We start from the raw sequence: 20294 nt of genomic DNA, 5'->3' as shown, positions 1-20294 counted from the left end.
ATCTCCGGAAGGGGGTTACAGCGCGTCGGCACCGATTTCGCCGGTGCGGATGCGGATGACCTGTTCGACGGCGGTGACGAAAATCTTGCCGTCACCGATCTTGCCGGTGCCTGCCGACGACTGGATCGCTTCGATCACCGCGTCGGCACGCTCGTCGGTGACCACCGTTTCGATCTTGATCTTGGGCAGGAAATCGACGACGTACTCGGCGCCGCGATACAGCTCGGTGTGGCCCTTCTGGCGACCGAAACCTTTCACTTCGGTCACGGTGATGCCCGACACGCCTGCATCGGACAGGGCCTCGCGGACCTCGTCGAGCTTGAACGGTCGGATGATGGCGGAGATCAGTTTCATGCGCATGTCCCGAGGGTGGATGGGGCCAGCGCGCCAGCGCGCGTTGGCATCAGGCAACCACGGGTCATCAGGATGATGACCGTGGCTGTTGCACCGGACACGTACAGGGCCGGGACGGCCGTGCCTCTCTCCTTGCACGACCGACGCGGGAGGGAGGGCGGCCCTGGTCGCGTATCCGGTCTCTCTCTTGCCCCTGGATAGGGATCAGCGCCCATTCGTAAACGAATGGGATCCGACCCCGATCTGACCGCGGCTCCCCAGCCGCGAAAACGGAAGCGATGGCGGCGGGTGGGAGGGGGAACCCACCGCCATCGCATCCGGTCAGCTGGCGTAGTACAGCTGGTATTCCAGCGGGTGGGTGGCCGCGCGGAACTTGGTCACTTCCTGCATCTTCAGCGCGATGTAGCCGTCGATGAAGTCATCGCTCATCACGCCGCCGGCCTTCAGGAACTCGCGGTCCTCGTCCAGCGCTTCCAGCGCCTGGTCCAGCGAGGAGCAGACCTGCGGGATCAGCTTCTCTTCCTCCGGCGGCAGGTCGTACAGGTCCTTGTCGCTCGGTGCACCCGGGTCGATCTGGTTCTTGATGCCGTCCAGGCCGGCCATCATCAGTGCGGTGAAGGTCAGGTAGCCGGACTGGATCGGGTCCGGGAAGCGCATTTCGATGCGGCGCGCCTTCGGGTTGGACACCCACGGAATGCGGCACGAGGCCGAACGGTTGCGGGCCGAGTAGGCCAGCATCACCGGCGCCTCGAAGCCCGGCACCAGGCGCTTGTAGCTGTTGGTGCCCGAGTTGGCGAAGGCATTGATGGCCTTGGCGTGCTTGAAGATGCCGCCGATGTACCACAGCGCCAGCTGGCTCAGGCCACCGTAGCCGTCACCGGAGAACAGGTTGGTGCCGCCCTTGGACAGCGACTGATGCACGTGCATGCCGCTGCCGTTGTCGCCCACGATCGGCTTGGGCATGAAGGTGACGGTCTTGCCGTTGCGGTGCGCGACGTTCTTGATCACGTACTTCATGCGCAGCAGTTCATCGGCCTTCTGCACCAGGGTGCTGAACTTGGTGCCGATCTCGCACTGGCCGGCGGTGGCCACTTCGTGGTGCTGCACTTCCACTTCGATGCCGACCTGTTCCAGGGTCTTGCACATCTCGGCGCGCAGGTCGTGCAGGGTGTCGGTCGGCGGCACGGGGAAGTAGCCGCCCTTCACGCCCGGACGGTAGCCGCTGTTGGCGCCGTCGTACTTGGCGCCGCTGTTCCAGGCGGCTTCTTCGGAATCGACCTTGAAGAAGGTGTTGCCCATTTCATTGGCGAAACGGACCGAGTCGAAGATGAAGAACTCCGGCTCCGGACCGAAGAACGCGGTTTCGGCGATGCCGGAGGACTTCAGGTAGGCCTCGGCGCGCTTGGCGATGCCGCGCGGGCAGCGGCCGTACGGCTGCATGGTGGCCGGATCGAGGATGTCGCAGCTGATCACGATGGTCGGATCTGCGTAGAACGGGTCGACGTAGGCGCTGGTGGTGTCGGGCAGCAGGACCATGTCCGATTCGTTGATGCCCTTCCAGCCGGCGATCGAGCTGCCGTCGAACATCTTGCCTTCTTCGAACAGCGACGGTTCGACAATGCTGACCGGGAAGGTGACGTGCTGCTCGACGCCACGCATATCCACGAAACGCAGATCGACGAACTCGATCTGGTTGTCCTTGATCAGCTTCTCAACGTTTTCCACGGACATCGGTACGACCTCGGATGGGGATGAATGCCTGCTGAGGTACAGCAACGACCGTGCCAACTTTTCGCCGGCCGCAAGTCATTGATTTCAAAAAGGGCGCTCCGTGGCGGTGCAGAACGGTGCGCACCAAACGGGTGCACCCGCCACCAGACGCACCCGTTTGGTGCGGCAGGGATCGTCTATCCTCTCGACCTTCTTCCTTCCGCCGCGCGTCACGCACCGTCCATGTCCGACCTGCTCTCCGCCCTGCTGCTGGGCATCCTCGAAGGCTTGACCGAGTTCCTGCCGATCTCCAGCACCGGCCACCTGCTCATCGCCCAGCACTGGCTGGGTGCCCGCTCGGACTTCTTCAACATCGTCATCCAGGCCGGCGCGATCGTGGCCGTGATGCTGGTGTTCCGCCAGCGCCTGCTGCAGCTGGCCACCGGCTTCAACCAGCGCGAGAACCGTGAGTACGTGTTCAAGCTGGGCGCCGCCTTCCTGGTCACCGCCGTGGTCGGCCTGGTGGTGCGCAAGGCCGGCTGGTCGCTGCCGGAGACGGTCAGCCCGGTGGCCTGGGCATTGATCATCGGTGGTGTCTGGATGCTGCTGGTGGAGGCCTACACCGCGCGCCTGCCCGACCGCGACCAGGTGACCTGGACAGTGGCGATCGGCGTGGGCCTGGCACAGGTCGTGGCCGGCGTGTTCCCCGGCACCTCGCGCTCGGCCTCGGCGATCTTCCTGGCCATGCTGCTGGGCCTGAGCCGCCGCGCCGCCGCCGCCGAGTTCGTGTTCCTGGTCGGCATTCCCACCATGTTCGCCGCCAGCGCCTACACCTTCCTGGAAATGGCCAAGGCCGGGCAGCTGGGCAGCGAGGACTGGGCCGACGTGGGCGTGGCCTTCCTTGCCGCGGCCATCACCGGCTTCGTCGTAGTGAAGTGGCTGATGGGCTACATCAAGTCGCACAGGTTCACCGCCTTCGCGATCTACCGCATCGCACTGGGCGCGGCGCTGCTGCTGTGGTTGCCCTCCGGCAGCTGAACAGCGCTGGGGTACGGTAACCCCGTTGCCGGCCCCACCCCGTTTCCCCCACGGTTCCCCAAGGAGAATCACCATGAACCGCAAGCTCACCCTGCTCCTCCCGCTGGCCCTGATGGCCGCCTGCAGCCAGAACCCGGCCCCGGCCGGCACCGGCGGCGACGACGTGGCCCCGGCCGCGGCCAAGGCAGCAGACCAGCAGACGCTGGCGCACCTGGATGCGCAGCGCCTGCAGAGCCAGCACTGGCTGCTGCAGCAGGCCACCGGCGCCGACGGCAAGCGCATCGACGCGCTGTTCGCCCGCGAACACAAGCCGGTCACCCTGGACTTCGCAGATGGCCGACTGTCGGTCAGCAACACCTGCAACCGCATGGGCGGCGGCTACACCCTGGCCGACGGCAAGCTGACGGTCAGCGCGATGGCCTCGACCATGATGGCCTGCACCGACAAGGCGCTGATGGCGCTGGACGAAGCCGTGTCGAGCCGCCTGCAGGGCGAGCTGAAGGCCGAGCAGGATGCCGATGGCAAGCTGACGCTGACCAACGCCAAGGGCGACGTGCTGGTGTTCAACCCGGAGCCGACCGCTGAAACCCGCTACGGCGGCGCCGGCGAAACCGTGTTCCTGGAAGTGGCCGCCAAGACGCAGAAGTGCTCGCACCCGCTGATCCCGGACTACCAGTGCCTGCAGGTGCGCGAAGTGAAGTTCGACGACAAGGGCCTGAAGCAGGGTGAGCCGGGCAAGTTCGAGAACTTCTACGGCACCATCGAGGGCTACACCCACGAAGACGGCGTGCGCAACGTGGTGCGCGTGAAGCGCTACGAAGTGAAGAACCCGCCGGCCGATGCGCCGTCGCAGGCGTACGTGCTGGACATGGTGGTCGAGTCGGCCATCGAGAAGAAGTAAATAAACAGAAGGGCGGCCACGAGGTCGCCCTTCTACGTTCTGTAGCGTCGACGCAGCCCCACGTGCCAGCCTTGCCACGATGAAGATTCTCGCCATATCCGGCAGCGCGCGCCGGCAGTCGACCAACACCGCTCTGCTGGTGGCCCTGAAAGCCATCGCGCCGCCCGGCATGGAGATCGAGGTCTACGCCGGGGTCGGCGAACTTCCGGTGTTCTCCCCCGATCTGGAAGGCACCGATGAACCCTGCAGCGTGACGCGCTTCAAGGCGGCCATCGCCCGCAGCGACGGTGTGCTGGTGTGCAGCCCTGAATACGTGCGTGGCATTCCCGGCGGATTGAAGAATGCGATCGACTGGCTCGTATCCGGCGACCAGATCATCGGTCGGCCCATTGCGTTAGTGCATGCGTCCCATCGTGGCGAGGACATGCTGCAGGCACTTCGCGCGGTGCTGTCCACGGTCAGTGCCGCGTTCAGTACAACGCTGTTCCTGCGTGTACCGGTGCTGGGCCTGGAACCGGAGGAGATCTTCGAGGTGCTTCAGTCGGAAGTGCATCGCGCCGAAGCGGATGCGTTCCTGGCAGGGTTTGCTGTTTACTGCAGGTCCATTGCGTAGCAGAAGCAGCCGAGCATGGGCTCGGCTCTACAAGGCATAGTCGAGCATGGCTCGACTCTGCAGAAAGCAAAGCCGGGCATGCCCCGGCCCTACAAGGGCTCTCAGCCCAGCGCCGGGTTCAAGGTGTAGGTGCCGTGCAGTGCCGCTTCGGCGAGCACGTGGCCGTGCATGGCGCGGTAGGCGTCGGCGGCGGTGAAGCGTGCCGGCAGCTGCAGCGATGCCACGTCCAGCGCGAACACGCGGAAGAAGTAGTGGTGCAGGCGTTCGTCGTTGAACGGCGGGTACGGGCCGTCATAGCCCAGGTAGTCACCGGCCATGTCCGGATTGCCTGCGAACCAGCCGGTGAAGTCGTTCAGGCCCTGGCGGCTGCCGGCCGGGCCGGCCGGTTTGGACTTGCCCTTCACCACGAAGCCGTCGCTGCAGCTGCCTGCGGCGATCTCGCGCACCGAGGCCGGAATGTCGGCCATTACCCAATGCACGAAATCACAGCGCGGCTGGTCGCGCGGCACGCTCATGTCGGTGCGGCCGACCGTCTCCGGCACGGTCGGCACGTCCGGATCGACACACACCAGCAGGAACGAACGGGTGCCCTCCGGCACATCGCTCCAGGCCAGGTGCGGATTGCGGTCCGGTGCGAAGCCCGCGGCATCGCCGGCGGCGAATTCGCGGTCGATCGGTGCACCGTTGGTCAGGCTGTGGCTGCTCAGTTGCATCGGCGTGTCCTCACTCTTCCGGATAACCCAGGCGCACCGCGATCGGGGTGAGCTTGGCGAAGGCGGCGCTCATCACGTCGCGGTAGTTGCGCCAGTGGCCCGGCGGGAAGCGCGGCGCACCCAGTTGCGCGGCTGGCGGCATCGGCCGCTCGAACAGGCGGCCCAGCAGTTCGGCCATCGCCTGCGGATCGTTGCCGATCTGGTCGATGCGCAGCAGCACCTGCGGGTACAGATCGTCCTCGTGCAGGGCGGCGACCTGGGCCAGCGCGCGCGCCAGCCATTCGCTGGCTTCGGCCAGCGAGGTCATTGCCAGCGGTGCGGCGGCACCGTAGGCCACCCAGTCCAGCAGCATGTCGCGCGGATCGCGCAGCACCACCAGCAGGCGGCCCTGCGGCAGCTGCGGGCGCAGCGCCCACAGCAGCGCGTTGTCCCACCACAGCAGCCAGTCGATGATCGCGTCGTCCTGCACGCCGCGCGACGGCAGCTGTTCGCGCCAGCGCTGCACCAGCCGCTCCGGGGTCAGCACGCCCGAGGCAAGGTCCTGCAGCGTGTGGTAGTTCTGGAACGCGTCGTCGGGTGCGTTGGAGGTATAGCGGTCGCTGCGCAGCACCGGGCTGGCGGCGGCCAGGCCGGTCGCCACGCGCTCCACGCCCGAACCCGGCGCGCCCCACAGGAAGATTGGCGCGGAAGTGGCATCACCGTCGATCTCGCCCTTGTCCGGCCAGCTCGGCGGCGCCTTGGCCTGCGGCGGCAGCGGCAGGCGCTGCGGTGCCTGGTCGGCCTGCAGTGCCAGCCAGGTCTGCAGCGCGTCTTCGTGCTGCCCGGCGCGATCCTGGATCTCACCCAGCCAGGTGCGCAGGTCGGCGCGGTGGCCTTCCGGTGCCATGTCGATCAGCGCCTGCACGCGGGCGACCGCGGCGGCCGGATCGCGCTGCAGCAGGCCTTCGACCAGGCGGGTTTCGCCGCTGACGCGGCCCGGTTCGAGGTTGACGATGCGCTCGGCGATCGCTTCGGCCTGGGCGTGTTCGCCCACCATGTCGTGCAGGCGCAGGCGCGCTTCCAGCGCCGGCAGGTGGCCCGGCATCGCGTCCATCCAGCGCTCGACCGTGGCGGCGGCGGTGGCACTGCCGACCTCTTCCACCGCCAGGCGTGCCAGCCACAGGTCGTGCAGCTGCGGGTGCTGCTCCAGGGCGGCATCCAGGCGTGCGCGGGCCTCGTCTTCGCGGCCCAGGCGCTGCCAGGACATCAGCAGCAACTGCAGTACGTCGCGGTCGTCAGGCAGCGATTCCAGCAACGGCAGCAGGTGCTCCAGCGCCTGCAGCGGCTGGCCGCTGCGCAGTGCCAGTTCGCCGGCCAGGCGGCGCATCGATGGCGTATCCAGGCCCTGCTGCTGCAGCGCGATCTGCATCGCTTCGGCGGCAGCGTCCAGGTTGCCCTGGCGCATGGCCAGCTGCACCACCAGGCCATGCAGCGAGGCGATGGTCGGGTTCAGTTCCAGCACGCGGCGGAACGCCTGCTCGGCGAAGGCCAGCATGTTCTTGCCCAGGTAGGCGAAGCCCAGTGCGTAGAGCACGCGAATGTCGTTGGGCTGGGCCTGGTTGGCGGCCGACAGCAGCGTCAGCGCGCGATCGGCATCATCGCGGCGCAGCGCGATCATGCCGTCGATGGTCAGCAGTTCCGGGTGGTCCGGTTCGACACGCGAGGCCAGGGTGGACAGGCGCTGCGCTTCATCGAAATCGTTGCGGCCGATCGCCAGGTGGGCCTGCATCAGGTAGGCAGCGAAGGCGTTCGGGTCCAGCCCGGTGGTGCGCGTCAGTGCTTCGCCAGCGCCGTCGAACTGGCGCAGGGCCAGCAGCAGGCCTGCGTGCTGCAGGTGCAGCTGGGCATTGTCCGGGGCCAGCTGCAGCGCCTGCTGCAGGGCCTCCATCGCGTCCTCGGCCTTGCCCTGCTGCTGCAGCGCAAGCGCCAGCCAGCGGTGGGCCTCGGCCTGGCCGGGTTCATCACGGGTCCACGCCTGGGCCAGCTGCACGGCCTGGTCGGCCTCGTTCTGGCGCAACGCTTGGATGATCTGGTCTTGCATGGCGGTCCGGTTCAAGGGCAAACCCGCATTGTAGCGGCCTGCGCGCCCGTGCCGGTTCAGCCTTGCAGCACGCGCTGCAGGCGCTGCGCCACCCAGCGCTCGGAGAAGCCGTCACCGCGCCAGTTTTCCAGGAAGCCACAGTGGCCGCCCCAGCAGGCGGTTTCCAGGTGCGCCTGGCGCGGCAGCTGCCAGTCGCTGAAGGTCGCGTACGGGATCACCGGGTCGTCCTGTGCCATCAGGATGTCGGCCGGCACCTGCAGCGAGGACAGGCGATCGCCGGCAATCGAGTAGCCGTCGAAATAGGCCTGCAACGAGCCGAAACTGGTGTGGCGCTCGACCAGCCAGGCGGTCAACGCACGGATGTCCAGCTTCAGCACGCGGTCGTCGCAGTCGCTCAGTTCGGGGAACAGGTCGCGCTTGCGCCGCAACGAACCGGCCCACTTGCGCCGGAAGTACCAGTCGTACATTGCCGGGCCGTTCTCGATGCTCTCCATGGTCAGCGCCGGGTCCAGCACCGGGCATACCGAGGCGACGCGCAGCAGCGGCACGCCGGCCGCCGGCGCACGCAGGGCCAGGCGCAGCACGAAGTTGCCGCCCAGCGAGTAGCCGGCGGCCACCAGCGGCAGCTGCGGCCAGCGCTGGGCGATATCGCCTGCGGCATGCACCACTTCGTCGATCAGGTTGGAGTGGAAGATGCCGGGGTTGAGGTGATGGGTATTGCCGTGGTCGCGGAAATTCAGCCGCACCACGTCGAAGCCCTGTTCGAGCATGCGCGCGGCCGCCATGCGCATGTAGCTGGATTCGGCACTGCCTTCCCAGCCATGCAGCAGCAGGGCCATGCCCTTGGGTTCGCGGCCTTCGACATGGCTGTGCCAGCCCTGCAGGCGCACGCCGTCGCCGCCGTCGAGGATCAGTTCCTCGCTGATCGCGCCGGTCGCGGCCAGCAGCAGCAGGCCGCGCTGCAGGCGCATGCGGCTGGAGCTGAGCATCGACTGCAGGTGCGGATTGCGCAGCCAGCGCGGTGGCTGGTAGTCAGCCGCGTGCAGCGTCGGCGTGCCGGCGTCCAGGACGGGTGGCGGGATCAGGGCCACCGCACCCTCACTGCGTGCTCATGGCCGCCACGATGCGCGCGCGCGACGTCTCCGCGATGCGCCGACGGCCTTCCAGGTCCTGCGCACCGATCGGTGCCAGGAAATGCACTTCCGCACGCCGCGCCGGCTCACCGAGCAGGCGCAGGAAATTGGCGAAGAAACTCTCGCCGGGGCCGAACGCGACAATGGTCTGCGCGTCGCCCTTGAGCCCGTACACCAGAGCCACCGGCTGCACCGGCACGCCGGTCTCAACCGCCGCCTGGAAGATGCGGGCATGGAACGGGCCCACTTCGTGGCCACCGCGGGTACGCCCTTCGGGGAACACGCCCACTGCCTTGCCTTCGCGCAGGCGATCGGCCATCACCTGCATCACGCCACCGAGCGATTCGGTGTTGCCGCGCTGGTGGAAGATGGTCTGCCCGCGCGCGGCCAGCCACCCGACCAGCGGCCAGCTGGCGATCTCGCGCTTGGCGACGAAGCCCATCATGCGCTGGCTGTGCAGGATGCAGATGTCGACCCAGCTGACGTGGTTGGCGACGAACAGCACGGCGCCGGGCAGCGGCCTGCCGATCTGCACCAGGCGGAAGCCGAAGATCCACATCAGCCCGCCCTGCCACCAGTTGACCACTTTGGCCCCCAGGGTCGCCTCGCCCACGCGCAGTTCGCCCCACGGCCGAAGCATGCCGATCAGGATGAGCGGCAGGAACACGATGATGTGGACCAACAGCAGCGGTACGCGGTACAGGTAACGGCACACACGCGCCACGCCGCCGCGGGGGGCCGGAGTGGGGGAAGTCATCCGCGCACGATACCGGAGGGCCGTCATCGCTGCCAGCCGATTTAGGCCATAACACCCATCGACCGGGGCAATCGGCAGGGAACGCTGGGTTCCGCTGCCGTCACCGCCCGTCCGGGGCTCAGCCGTGGCCGGCCGCCACCACCGCCAGGGTCAGCCGCGAGATGCACACCAGCCGGCCCTGCTCGTCCTCGATGCGGATCTCCCACAGCTGGGTGCTGCGGCCCACGTGCAGCGCGCGGGCGGTGCCGGTGACCGTGCCCGAACGCACCGCACGCACGTGGTTGGCGTTGATTTCCAGCCCCACGCAGATCTGCTTGGCCGTATCCACGCACAGGTTGCCGGCGCTGCTGCCCAGGGTCTCGGCCAGCACCACCGACGCGCCGCCATGCAGGATGCCGTAGGGCTGGCGGGTGCGCTCGTCCACCGACATGGTGGCCTGCAGCCAGTCGTCACCGGCCGCGCTGAAGACGATGCCCAGCGACGCGATCGCGGTGTTGCGGCTGAGCGTATTGAGCTGCTCGAGGGAAACGGCTTCGCGGAACACCTGGGTCATGCGGGCACCTTCAGAGGATGGGAACGAGGCCGGCGCCGAATGCGGTCAGCATGCGTACCAGCAGCCACTTCGGGCCGACATTGACCTCGGGGAAATCACCCACGGCGACATAGCAGCGGTGGAAGCCCGGGTCCTGCCGGGGCAACGGCTGCGGGCAGTCCGGGCCGGGCTTGAACTCGTAGTCGGTGGCATAGCGCCACGGCCAGAAGTCGAGGATCGGCAGTGCTTCGGAGGCCTTGCCGACGCTGTAGTTGAGCCCGGACAGCACCGGCGGCTTGGCCCGCGGCGCCACCGTCCACGAGTTCTGCGGGTGGGTGTCGCGCAGGATGCTCTCGGCCAGCTGCTCGGCGAAGGCCGGGTCATCGATGATCACCGCGCCTTCGGTGTTGTAGTTCTCGCTGCGCGGGTCGAAGTTGTGGGTGCCGACCACGCCGATGCGGCGATCGACCACCAACGACTTGGCATGCAGGCCCATGCGCGCGCCCTTGCGGGTGACCGGCAACGGCTTGTTGACCGCCTTGCTGCCCAGGAACGAGGGCCGGGTCTCGGTGCGCAGCAGGCGCGTTTCGACCTCGCTGCCGGCCGCACGGCGGCGCTCGCGCGCGTTCTGGTAGGCACTGCCGGTGCGCGGATGGTTCACCGGCCCCTGCTTGCCGGTGGGTGCCGGGTGCTCATCGCGATCGCGACGGTCGCCGGCATTGCTGCCGGCAGCACTGCCGCCGATCAGCGGGTTGCGCCCGCCGTCGTCGTCGCCTTCCGGCGCGGCGATCGGGTCGGGCAGCAGGTTGCGGTAATCGACCGGTGCATCCAGCGGGAACGGCTTGTATTCGAAGATGTTGAAGCCCAGTTCGCGCATGTTGCGCCGCTTGTACTTGTACGACAGCGCATAGACGATCGGGTTGTCGGTCGCCGCCAGGCTGTTGCTGGACACCACCACGCGCGGCGGCTGCGGTCGCTTGCGCAGCTCGCGGAACAGCTTCTGCGCCGGTTTGGACAGCACCAGGTACGGCGTCTGCAGGATCACTTCCTTCTGCGCGCCGGCGATCAGCGCATCCAGCTGCGGCTCGGTCACGTGCTGTCCGGCCAGCGGCGCATCGGCCTTCTCGCGCCGGTGCTTGCGCGGCAGGTCGGCGACATAGCGCACCGAGGCCACCGGCAACGCGGTATCGACGAAGGAACGGCTGACGAAGTCCATGTCATTGGCTTCGGCACTGACCCGCTCCACCCGCTCGGGGCGGCGGAAGCTGGCCGGCGGCAGGGTCGGCACGCCCTCGCGCAGCAGGGTGCGGCCGACATCGTTCAGGCGCTCGGCCGGCACGCTGCGCCTGGCGCGCCAGAAGGCATCGAAGTTGGCCGCCATCGCCCGCGCCTCCGGGCCGGCGATCAGCACGTCGCGGTCGCGGAAGTTGTACTCGCGGTCCCAGTCGTAATAGTCGTCCTGGTAGTTGCGGCCGCCGACCACGCCGATCGCATCGTCGATCACCAGCAGCTTGTTGTGCATGCGCTGGTTGAAGCGGCGGAAGCAGCACAGCACGCTGCCGGCATAGTCGAAGTAGTTCAGCCGGGCCTTGCCGAAGGTCGGGTTGTAGACCCGCAGCTGGAAGTTCTGGTGCGCGCCGGACAGGGCGCCGAGGATCTGCAGGTCGGAGATCGCCGAGAGCTGGTCGATCAGCACCCGCACCTTCACCCCGCGCCGCGACGCGGCCAGCAGCTCGTCGATGACCAGCCGGGCACTGTCGTCCTTGTCGAAGATGTAGGTCTGCAGGTCGATGCTGCGGGTGGCGCTTCGCAGCAGGTTCAGGCGCGCGACCAGGGCGCCCTCGCCCTCGTCGAGCAGGGTGGCGTAGTGGCGTGGCTGTTCCGGGGTGGATTCGGTGAACGCCCGGCCCGCCAGCGCACGCAACGGCGAGTCCTGCGCGCAGCGGTCGGCGCGCTGGCAGTCGACGTCGGTCGAGCGCGCCTGCACGGCAATCGCTTCGGCACGGTCACGCTCGGCATGCGAGAGCGATGCACAACCGCTGCCCAGCAACACGGTTGCCAGCGCCAGGACGCGCAGCAGGAGGTTCACGGTTTCGGCGCCTCGCTCAGGCGCGCACGCAATACGAAGGTCACTCGGTCACTCAAGGCTAGCTGCCAGCTGTCCATTCCGTACCGGCCTCGCTGCACGGTACCGCGGCTGACGACGTCGCAATCATAGCCGGGTCGGGCGCACTCCGCCTTCTCGACCTGCAATGACTCGGGGTGGCTGATGCCGCGCAGGGTCAGCCGGCCGTTGATGGCGCCGCCCTGCTCCACGGTCTCCGGCCAGTAGGGCAGCGAGTCGAACTCGACCACCGGATGGCGCCCGGCATCGAAGAACTCCTCGCCGCGCATCCAGCCGGTATAGCGCGCCTTGCCGGGGATCTCCACCGAGCGGGTGAACATCTTCAGGTGCACCTGGTGACGGCCGTCGGACAGGATCTCGATACGCCCCTCGAAGTGCGGGAACACGCCTTCGATGCGCTGGCCGAATCGGGTGCGCACCTCGAAGCCGATCCGCGAGCGCTGGGTATCCAGGCGCAATACCCGTGGCGCCTCGGCGGACACGGGCGGCAACGGGGTCGGTGGGGGCGCCGCGGCCCAGGCCGGGCCGAGCGCCAGCAACGCGGGCAGCAGGAAGCGGCTGCGCCGCGCCAGGCTCATCGGATCACGGCCACCAGAACGCGTTCAGGCTGGCCACGCCGGGTTCGATCGAGGCCTCGCGCGGGAAGCCAAGCACGGCCACGCCGCCCGGCGGCATGCCGCGATAGTCACTGCTGGTGCCGTCGGTCATCAGGGCCACCAGCTGCTCCAGGCCCGGGTTGTGGCCGACGATCAGCACCCGGTCCAGGTCACGACGCTCGTCCACCAGCGCCGCCAGGGTGCCCGGGGTGGCTTCGTAGATCCGGTCTTCCAGGCGCTTTTCGACATAGCCGATGGCCGTCATCACCGCTTCCAGGGTCTCGCGGGTACGTCGCGACGGCGAGCACAGCACGCAGTCGGGCAGCAGGTTGTTTTCCTTCAACCACTTGCCGGCGGCTTCGGCCTCGGCGAGCCCCACCGGCGACAGCGGCCGGTCGAGGTCGGCCTGGCCGGAAACGGCGGGTTCGGCATGGGCATGGCGCAGCAGGATCAGTTCACGCATCGCGGGTTTCCATGGAGAAGAGGATGCAGCAGGAGAAGTGAGGCAGGCATCAAAGCTTGAGCCAGGACAGCAGCGGCTCCCAGTCGGCCTGGTGTTCGCGCACCTGGGCGGAGCGATAGTCGAACAGGCTGCGGCCCAGGCCGGTCATGACCACGTAGCTCTGGCTGTCACGCAGCTGCGCGACCACCGGGTATGGCCATTCGGCCAGCATCTGCAGCGCCTGCTGCGAAGTCTGGGTCCAGGGTTTGGTGCGGTTGAGGACCAGCCCCACCGGCAGCTTGCGGCTGTGCACGCGCGGGTTCTGGGCCAGGCTGTTGAGGAAGCCGACGATGGCTTCGATATCCAGCGCCGAGGGCAGCACCGGCACCACCACGGCGTCGGCCGCGTCCAGGAAATGGGGGATATCGTCGGCCAGCGCACCGGCCGGTGCATCGATGATGACGGTATCGGTACCGTCAGGCAGCTTCTGCGCCCACTGCTTCTTCCGATACACATCGATGGGGAGCACCGCGCTTTCCAGCCCTGCACGCCGTTGTGCCCAGCGGGTGCTGGAGCCCTGCGGGTCGGCATCGGCGATCACCGTGGCCTTGCCCTGCAATGCCGCGTACGCGGCCAGGTGGGTGGCGACGGTGGTCTTGCCCACCCCGCCCTTGGAACCGGCCACCAGGATCGTCTTCATGCCAGCCTCGCTTCCGGGTACGTGCCCCGAGCGTACACCGGCGGTGGTGACGGGAGGTAGCACCGTGCTGAACCAGTGGCCATCGCCTTTGCTATCGTGGCGCCCCCGAAGGATCGAACCGGCATGAGCGAACTGCAGGACCTGAGCGCACTGATCCGCGCCAATACCCCCCTGATCGTGATCGAGACCCAGGATGAGGCCCGCATCGTCGAGCTGTTCCGGCAGACGCTGATGCACGTGTGGCGGGCCCTGCACCGCTGGTCCATCACCGAGGGCCTGCGTCGCATCGACCTGGACCGCGAGGATCCGCCGGTCGGCCCGCCCGATGCCAGCGCCGCCCTGCAGATGATCCGCCAGGCCGATCAGCGGGGTGTCTACCTGCTGCTCGATTTCCACCCCTACCTGGGGTATGCCAGCCACCAGCGCGCGCTGCGCGACCTGATCCAGCGCCGCCATAGCGAGCCGCATGTGCTGGTGCTGATCGGCGCCAAGGTCGAGCTGCCGGCCGAGCTGGAGGCCCTGGCGGTGCGCTTCAACCCGCGCCTGCCCGATGCCAACGCCCTGCTGAAGATGCTGCGCGAGGAGGCCGACGCCTATGCGCGCGAACACGGCGGCCGCCGTGTCGAGGTCGACAGCGAGGCGGTGAAGAAGATCCTGAAGAACCTGCAGGGCCTGAGCCTGGTCGATGCCCGCCGCATCGCCCGCCAGCTGATCTACGCCGATGGCGCGCTGCGCGACGACGACCTGCCGCAGCTGGCACGGCTGAAGTTCGAGCTGCTCAACCGCAGCGGCCACCTGTTCTTCGAGCATGACAGCGCGCGCTTCGGCGACGTGGCCGGTGCCAACCGGCTCAAGCGCTGGATCAGCCAGCGCCGGGTGGCCTTCATCGCCGGCTCGGCACCGGCCGGCCTGGACCCGCCGCGCGGCATGTTGCTGCTGGGCGTGCAGGGCTGCGGCAAATCGATGCTGGCCAAGGCCACCGCCGCCGGCTTCGGCGTACCGCTGCTGCGCCTGGACGTGGGCGCGCTGTACAACAAGTACCACGGCGAGACCGAGGCCAACCTGCGCCAGGCGCTGGCCTCGGCCGAGCAGCTGGCGCCCTGCGTGTTGTGGATGGACGAGATCGAGAAGGGCCTGGCCAGCGGTGGCGAGGACGGTGGCGTATCCCGCCGCGTGCTCGGCTACCTGCTGACCTGGATGGCCGAACGCAAGGCGCCGGTCTTCATCGTCGCCACCGCCAACCAGGTACACGAGTTGCCGGCCGAACTGCTGCGCAAGGGCCGCTTTGACGAGATCTTCTTCGTCGATCTGCCCACGCCTGAGGTGCGTGTGGAGCTGCTGCGGCTGCACCTGGGGCGACGCCAGCTCAACGGCGACGACTTCGCGCTGCCGGCGCTGGCGGCCGCGGCCAATGGTTTCTCCGGCGCCGAGATCGAGCAGGCGATCGTGGCCGGGCTGTATGCGGCGCACGCCGAAGGCCGGCCGTTGGATACCGAGCTGCTGATGAACGAGATCCGTGCGACGCGGCCGCTGTCGGTGCTGATGGCCGAGCAGGTAGAGGCACTGCGGGCATGGGCGTCGGGGCGGACGGTTTCCGCGGACGATTGAGGGGTTTCCAGCGAACGGCGCAGCCCCTCGTGGCTGGTTGCTGAAAGCAACAGCTGCGGTTGGCGATCAGCCACGTGGAAGAAAGAAAAAGAGCAGAAGCAAAAGCAAAAGCGGTTGGCTGGCTGCTCTTGAGGCCCTGGGGTCAGATCCGTTTTCCAGAGGAAAACGGATCTGACCCCAGTTCGATTTCTATCCCTGGCAGATCTCATCCACGCATGGCATGGACCTACCGTGTCGACCAAGGTCGACACCTACCAACAGCCGCCGGAACCTGTCGAAGGCGGGGCACTGTGGGTTTGCGGGGTGTGAGCCGCATGGATGCGGCGACCAAGCCCCCATGGATGGGTTTACGGCGGCCCCGCAAACCCACAGTGCCCCGCCATCCCGCAGGAAGCCCGCTGTTGCTTCGGCTGCTGCAGTTGCTCCAGCCGTTGCCTCTGCGGGTGCCGGGTGCAACCCGCCCCCCCCCCTCCCTCAGGGCCAGGCCGGCGGCGCGGCCGCCCAGGCCTGCTGCACTTCCGCCAGCGAGGCGCGCTCGTCGTCACGCCACAACGGCAACAACTGCGCAAAACGGCTGCTGTCGCTCCATTGCGTCGGCTCGGTACGCACCGCTGCGGCATACCACTGCACCGCCTCCTGCTTCTGCCCGGCCCGCCACAGCGCCAGCGCATAGGTGGGTGGCAGCCAGCCCGGCTTGCTCAGCGAACCACCGGCAGCGGCCTGCCATTGCTCCAGGGCGGCTTCGGGCTGGCCCTGACGCAGTAGGTCCCAGCCGTAATTCCAGCGCACGCTACGGCCCAGGCTGCCCTGCACCGGCGCATCCTTCAGTGCTTCGCGATACAGCTGTTCACCCAGCTCGGTGCGGCCCTGCGCAATGGCCACCGACGCCAGCTGCACGGTGGCCTCCACGGTACGCCGCCCGCGCTCGCGCTGTTTGAGCAGCTGCGCCACCAGCGCATCCCCGTCGGACTGGACCACGACCATCGGCACGGCGGCCGCATCGCTGTCGAAGTAGAACTCCTGTGGTGCCGGCACCGCCGGCGCGGCCCACACGGGGGCCGTTCCCGAGACCAGCAACATGCTGCCCAGGATCTTTGCTGCAACTGACATCCCTTCTCCCCAGGCCGCAACCGCAGCCTCCCTCTCTCTCCCCGATCCTAACCCCAGCATGGCCGCCGGCGCGAGTGCCGGGCCGGTCGGGCCTCGCTGCTACAATTCGCGCCTTTCCCGCCGCGTGCCTGCACGCGGCCGGTGCCAGCCGATCCTGACCGGGCCAGCCATGACCAGTACCGCGCAACTCACTTCGCCCTCTTCCGCCGACCTGATCGACCGTGACTACACGCTCGACCACAAGTACACCCGCAACGAGGGGCGGATCTACCTGAGTGGCGTGCAGGCGCTGGTGAAACTGCCGTTGATGCAGCGGCTGCGCGACGCGCACGAAGGCATCGACAGCGCCGGTTTCGTCAGTGGCTACCGTGGCAGCCCGCTGGGCGGCTTTGACCTGGAGCTGTGGCGCGCGCGCAAACACCTCGACGCGGCCAGGGTGAAGTTCACCCCCGGCCTGAACGAGGACCTGGGCGCCACCATGGTGTGGGGCACCCAGCAGACCAACCTGTTCCCCGGCGCCAACGTGCAGGGCGTGTTCGGCATGTGGTACGGCAAGGGCCCGGGCGTGGACCGCTGCGGCGACGTGTTCAAGCACGCCAATGCCGCCGGCACCTCGCGCCATGGCGGCGTGCTGGCGCTGGCCGCCGATGACCACGCCTGCCGCAGTTCAACCCTGCCGCATGGCAGCGAGGACGAGTTCGTCAGCGCCATGATGCCGGTGCTGAACCCGGCCGGCGTGCAGGACATCCTGGACATGGGCCTGCTGGGCTGGGCGATGAGCCGCTACACCGGCCGCTGGGTCGGCTTCAAGACGATCGCCGAGACGGTGGAATCGTCGGCCTCGGTCGAGGTCGATCCGATGGCGCGCCGCATCGTGCTGCCGGAAGACTTCGAGATGCCGACCGGCGGCCTCAACATCCGCTGGCCGGACCCGCCGCTGGACCAGGAAATGCGCCTGCACCGCTATGCGGTGAAGGCTGCACAGGCGTTCGCCCGCGCCAATGGCATCGACAAGGTGGTGATGGATGCGCCGCGCGCGCGGCTGGGCATCGTCACCACCGGCAAGAGCTACCTGGACGTGCTGCAGGCGCTGGAATACCTGGGCCTGGACGAAGCCGCCTGCGCCGACATCGGCATCCGCGTGTACAAGGTCGGCATGACCTGGCCGCTGGAGCCGCAGGGCATCGCGCGCTTCGCGCAGGGCCTGGAAGACATCATCGTGGTGGAGGAGAAGCGTGCCTTCATCGAGCGCCAGATGAAGGAACAGTTCTTCAACTGGCCGGCCAGCTGGGGCCAGCGCCCGTCCATCGTCGGCAAGTACGACGAGAGCGGTGAGTGGATCCTGCCGTCCACCGGTGAACTGACCCCGGCCACCATCGCCGGCGTGATCGGTCGCCGCATCCAGAAGTTCTTCAACAACGCATCGATCGAGCAGCGCCTGCAGTGGATGCAGGAGAAGGAAGCCGAACTTGCGTTGCCGCGCGCCAGTTTTCCGCGCGTGCCGCACTACTGCTCCGGCTGCCCGCACAACACGTCCACCAACGTGCCGGAAGGCTCGCGTGCGCTGGCCGGCATCGGTTGCCATTACATGGTGACCTGGATGGACCGCAGCACCGATACCTTCACCCACATGGGCGGCGAAGGCGTGACCTGGGCCGGGCAGGCGCCGTTCACCGATACCCCGCACGTGTTCCAGAACCTCGGCGACGGCACCTACTTCCACAGCGGTTCGCTGGCGATCCGCCAGGCGGTCGCTGCCGGCGTCAACATCACCTACAAGATCCTCTACAACGATGCGGTGGCGATGACCGGCGGCCAGCCGGTGGACGGTCCGCTGAGCGTGCCGGACATCGCAAAGCAGATGCGCGCCGAAGGCATCCACACCATCGTGGTGCTGTCGGACAACATCGGCAAGTGGACCGGCCAGCGCGAGCACTTCCCCAGCGACGTCGAGTTCCATGACCGCAGCGAGCTGGACGAAGTGCAGAAGCGCCTGCGCGAAGTGAAGGGTGTTTCGATCCTGATCTACGAACAGACCTGCGCCACCGAGAAGCGCCGCCGCCGCAAGCGCGGCAAGCTGGAAGACCCGCAGAAGCGGGTGCTGATCAATTCGCTGGTCTGCGAAGGCTGCGGCGACTGCGGCAAGAAGAGCTTCTGCGTGTCGGTGCTGCCGAAGGAAACCGAGTTCGGGCGCAAGCGCGAGATCGACCAGTCCAACTGCAACAAGGACTATTCCTGCGTGAACGGCTTCTGCCCGAGCTTCGTCACCGTGCACGGTGGCCAGCCGCGCAAGGGCAGCAAGCGCGATGCGTCCACGCTGCTGGACAACCTGCCGGCACCGACCCTTCGCGACAGCTTGGAACAGCCCTGGAACATCCTGATCACCGGCGTCGGCGGTACCGGCGTGGTGACCATCGGCGCGCTGCTGGGCATGGCCGGCCACCTGGAAGGCAAGGGCGCGACCGTGCTCGACCAGACCGGCCTGGCGCAGAAGGGCGGCGCGGTGACCACGCATATCCGCATTGCCCGTCGCCCTGAAGACATCCACGCCGTGCGTATCGCCGCCGGTGAAGCCGACCTGGTGCTGGGCTGCGACATGGTGGTGGTCAACGATTACTGGGCGCTGTCGAAGGTGCGCGCCGGCCGTTCGCAGGTGGTGCTGAACACCTACGAAGCGATGCCGGGCACGTTCACCACCCGCCCGGACATGCAGTTCCCCGCCGCCGACATCATCGCCGGCGTGCGCGTGGCACTGGGCGGCCAGGAACCACTGCTGCTCGATGCCACCCAGCTGGCCACCGCGCTGCTGGGCGATGCCATCGCCGCCAACCTGTTCATCCTCGGCTACGCCTGGCAGCAGGGCCTGGTGCCGCTGTCGTTCGACTCACTGATGCGCGCCATCGAGCTCAATGGCGCCGCCGTGGCGATGAACCAGCAGGCCTTTGCGTGGGGCCGCCTGGCCGTGGTCGATCCGCAGGCCGTGCAGCAGGCCGCCGGCCTGGTGCGCAACCGCCACACCGATGCCGAATCCACCCCGGGCCCGCTGCATCCGCTGCCGCCAGGCGAGTGGGAGGGCAATGAATGGGGTGCCACTGCGGCACCGCGCAACACCGGCGACGAACGCGAACTGCGCGGCCTGCCCTCGCACGGTGGCGACGTGGCGTTCCTGCCGCTGGATGACGCCCGCCTGTCGCGCTCGCTGGATGAAATGATCGAGCGCCGCGCCGCGTTCCTGGTCGAGTACCAGGACACTGCCTACGCCAACCGCTACCGCCGCCTGGTCGAGCGCGTGCGCACCGCCGAAGCCGAGCGCATCGGCGGCTCCACGGCGCTGACCGAGACCGTGGCCCGCTACCTGTTCAAGCTGATGGCCTACAAGGACGAGTACGAAGTGGCCCGCCTGTACACCAGCGGCGACTTCCAGCGCCGCCTGCAGCAGCAGTTCGAGGGCGATTACCAGCTGCGCTTCCACCTGGCGCCGCCGCTGTTCGCCAGGAAGGATGAGCAGGGCCGGTTGCTGAAGAAGGAATACGGCCCGTGGATGTTCAAGGCCTTCGGCCTGCTGGCCAGGCTGAAGTTCCTGCGTGGCGGCCGCTTCGACGTATTCGGGCGCACCGCGGAACGCCGCATGGAGCGCAAGCTGATCGGCGATTACGAGGCCACCGTGCAGGTACTGCTGGACGGCCTGGATGACGACCGCCTGGCCCTGGCGGTGGAGATTGCCAGCATCCCCGAGCACATCCGCGGCTTCGGCCACGTCAAGGAAGCGCATTTCGAGCAGGCCAAGGCGCGCGAAGCGGCCCTGCTGGCGCAGTGGCGCAATCCGAAGGCGCTGCATATCGTGCAGGTGGCTTGAAGGGAGTGCCGGCCGCTGGCCAGCAT

General features: G+C 67.9%; 17 protein-coding genes. 5 read left to right on the top strand and 12 right to left on the bottom strand.

The features are described 5' to 3' along the window. Window positions 1-15 precede the first annotated feature (15 nt). Together AC5P7F_RS12350 and glnA are read right to left on the bottom strand one after the other, a co-directional pair. Window positions 16-354 carry a P-II family nitrogen regulator gene (locus AC5P7F_RS12350; protein WP_004134334.1) on the bottom strand — a complete coding sequence of 113 codons (339 nt, stop codon included), beginning with the start codon at window positions 352-354 and terminating at the stop codon, window positions 16-18. 321 nt (window positions 355-675) lie between these two features. Then, complete coding sequence (glnA, locus tag AC5P7F_RS12345) at window positions 676-2085, bottom strand: type I glutamate--ammonia ligase (RefSeq protein ID WP_164077203.1); 1410 nt, start codon at window positions 2083-2085, stop codon at window positions 676-678. A gap of 222 nt (window positions 2086-2307) precedes the next feature. Between glnA and AC5P7F_RS12340 the strand changes: the two genes are divergently transcribed. From AC5P7F_RS12340 to AC5P7F_RS12330, 3 genes are all read left to right on the top strand, one after another. Beyond that, window positions 2308-3102, top strand: a complete 795-nt coding sequence (locus AC5P7F_RS12340; protein WP_164077202.1) for an undecaprenyl-diphosphate phosphatase — start codon at window positions 2308-2310, stop codon at window positions 3100-3102. Window positions 3103-3175: 73 nt separating this feature from the next. After that, on the top strand, window positions 3176-4003 hold the full coding sequence (locus AC5P7F_RS12335) for an META domain-containing protein (protein WP_197637338.1): 828 nt from the start codon (window positions 3176-3178) through the stop codon (window positions 4001-4003). Between the two features lie 79 nt (window positions 4004-4082). Next, window positions 4083-4616 carry an NAD(P)H-dependent oxidoreductase gene (locus tag AC5P7F_RS12330; RefSeq protein WP_164077972.1) on the top strand — a complete coding sequence of 178 codons (534 nt, stop codon included), beginning with the start codon at window positions 4083-4085 and terminating at the stop codon, window positions 4614-4616. A gap of 101 nt (window positions 4617-4717) precedes the next feature. On the opposite strand, the gene AC5P7F_RS12325 is transcribed toward AC5P7F_RS12330, so the two are convergent. The 9 genes from AC5P7F_RS12325 to AC5P7F_RS12285 all read right to left on the bottom strand — a co-directional run bounded on the left by AC5P7F_RS12325 (window position 4718) and on the right by AC5P7F_RS12285 (window position 13694). Beyond that, window positions 4718-5329 (bottom strand): YbhB/YbcL family Raf kinase inhibitor-like protein, encoded by a 612-nt coding sequence (locus tag AC5P7F_RS12325; RefSeq protein WP_032961630.1) that lies wholly within the window; start codon window positions 5327-5329, stop codon window positions 4718-4720. Between the two features lie 10 nt (window positions 5330-5339). Then, window positions 5340-7409 (bottom strand): tetratricopeptide repeat protein, encoded by a 2070-nt coding sequence (locus tag AC5P7F_RS12320; protein WP_032961627.1) that lies wholly within the window; start codon window positions 7407-7409, stop codon window positions 5340-5342. Between the two features lie 56 nt (window positions 7410-7465). Then, window positions 7466-8455, bottom strand: a complete 990-nt coding sequence (locus AC5P7F_RS12315; protein WP_049408361.1) for a YheT family hydrolase — start codon at window positions 8453-8455, stop codon at window positions 7466-7468. A gap of 52 nt (window positions 8456-8507) precedes the next feature. Then, window positions 8508-9299, bottom strand: coding sequence for a lysophospholipid acyltransferase family protein (locus tag AC5P7F_RS12310; protein ID WP_032961622.1), 792 nt, complete (start codon window positions 9297-9299; stop codon window positions 8508-8510). Window positions 9300-9417: 118 nt separating this feature from the next. After that, window positions 9418-9852 (bottom strand): hotdog fold thioesterase, encoded by a 435-nt coding sequence (locus AC5P7F_RS12305; protein WP_481462557.1) that lies wholly within the window; start codon window positions 9850-9852, stop codon window positions 9418-9420. A gap of 10 nt (window positions 9853-9862) precedes the next feature. Then, a complete protein-coding gene (locus AC5P7F_RS12300; RefSeq protein WP_049408351.1) occupies window positions 9863-11920 on the bottom strand; it encodes a phospholipase D family protein in 2058 nt (685 codons plus the stop codon). Continuing rightward, complete coding sequence (locus AC5P7F_RS12295) at window positions 11917-12534, bottom strand: YceI family protein (protein WP_014645483.1); 618 nt, start codon at window positions 12532-12534, stop codon at window positions 11917-11919. Before AC5P7F_RS12295 ends, AC5P7F_RS12300 begins: the two co-directional genes overlap by 4 nt. Before the next feature lie 4 nt (window positions 12535-12538). Continuing rightward, window positions 12539-13015, bottom strand: coding sequence for a SixA phosphatase family protein (locus tag AC5P7F_RS12290; RefSeq protein WP_014035499.1), 477 nt, complete (start codon window positions 13013-13015; stop codon window positions 12539-12541). A gap of 49 nt (window positions 13016-13064) precedes the next feature. After that, window positions 13065-13694 carry a nucleotide-binding protein gene (locus AC5P7F_RS12285; protein WP_005420986.1) on the bottom strand — a complete coding sequence of 210 codons (630 nt, stop codon included), beginning with the start codon at window positions 13692-13694 and terminating at the stop codon, window positions 13065-13067. Window positions 13695-13817: 123 nt separating this feature from the next. On the opposite strand from AC5P7F_RS12285, the gene AC5P7F_RS12280 reads away from it, so the two are divergent. Next, complete coding sequence (locus AC5P7F_RS12280; RefSeq protein WP_014645482.1) at window positions 13818-15302, top strand: AAA family ATPase; 1485 nt, start codon at window positions 13818-13820, stop codon at window positions 15300-15302. A 474-nt stretch (window positions 15303-15776) separates the two neighbouring features. On the opposite strand, the gene AC5P7F_RS12275 is transcribed toward AC5P7F_RS12280, so the two are convergent. Next, on the bottom strand, window positions 15777-16412 hold the full coding sequence (locus AC5P7F_RS12275) for a tetratricopeptide repeat protein (RefSeq protein ID WP_049405446.1): 636 nt from the start codon (window positions 16410-16412) through the stop codon (window positions 15777-15779). Window positions 16413-16581: 169 nt separating this feature from the next. Between AC5P7F_RS12275 and AC5P7F_RS12270 the strand changes: the two genes are divergently transcribed. Continuing rightward, entirely contained in the window at window positions 16582-20268 is a 3687-nt protein-coding gene (locus AC5P7F_RS12270; protein ID WP_164077996.1) for an indolepyruvate ferredoxin oxidoreductase family protein, read from the top strand. Window positions 20269-20294 lie beyond the last annotated feature (26 nt).

It is taken from the genome of Stenotrophomonas sp. YJH_SMC_105-26 (assembly GCF_059368915.1).
The sequence above is the reverse complement of the archived record's forward strand: the minus strand, read 5'-3'. Positions and strand labels throughout refer to the sequence as shown.